Source organism: Massilia pseudoviolaceinigra, assembly GCF_030846505.1.
GTDB classification, from domain to species: Bacteria; Pseudomonadota; Gammaproteobacteria; order Burkholderiales; family Burkholderiaceae_D; genus Telluria_A; species Telluria_A violaceinigra.
Map to the genome: position 1 here is coordinate 1 of NZ_JAVCWL010000136.1, position 610 is coordinate 610.

Genomic DNA, 610 nt, shown 5'->3' on the forward strand with positions numbered 1-610 from the left:
ACCAAGGTCGACCATGAGGGTGTGCATCAACGTGCCGGATGCGCGGACCAATGCGGCACACTGGGCGGACAGGTCGGCGGCGTTTGCGGCAGGGATAAATTTATCGTTCATTTTGTGCTTTCAGTAGGGTGGATGCGTTCAGGGCGCGCACCTCGGCGCGGAACCATTCGATTGCTGTGGGGATGCTTGCCAGGCTTTGGGAAGCGGCGACGGCGTGTAGGCGCTGCTTGGCCTCTTGGCTGACCTGGGCGCTGTCGCAGTACGTCGCAATCAACGTGTTCAATTCAGCGATCAGGCCCAGCCAGACGGCGGGCGTGCGCGGCTGGATGGAGATTGCCGCCATGGCTTGCGCTTGCTCGGGGGACAATCCGTCAACCTCGATGAACTCGGCTACCAAGGCATCGCGCCATGGTTCCGCCAATTTCGGTTTGGGATATTTGGAGTTTGCTACTGCTACAGTTGCTACAGTTGCTACCGAACCCGTTTTGGCGTTTCCGGTTCTTGCTACTGCTACACCTGCTACAGTTGCTACAGTTGCTTGCGGGAATGACTCTGAGTGGACATTTTTCACTTCTGCTACTGCTACACTTGCTACACTTGCTACAGTTGT

1 protein-coding gene is annotated in these 610 nt (G+C 57.0%); it reads right to left on the reverse strand.

Going from position 1 to position 610, the window contains the following annotated elements:
* Nucleotides 1–100: 100 nt before the first annotated feature.
* Nucleotides 101–610 (reverse strand): hypothetical protein (locus RBA40_RS33440; protein ID WP_306653228.1); only part of this gene is annotated, 510 nt, incomplete at its 5' end.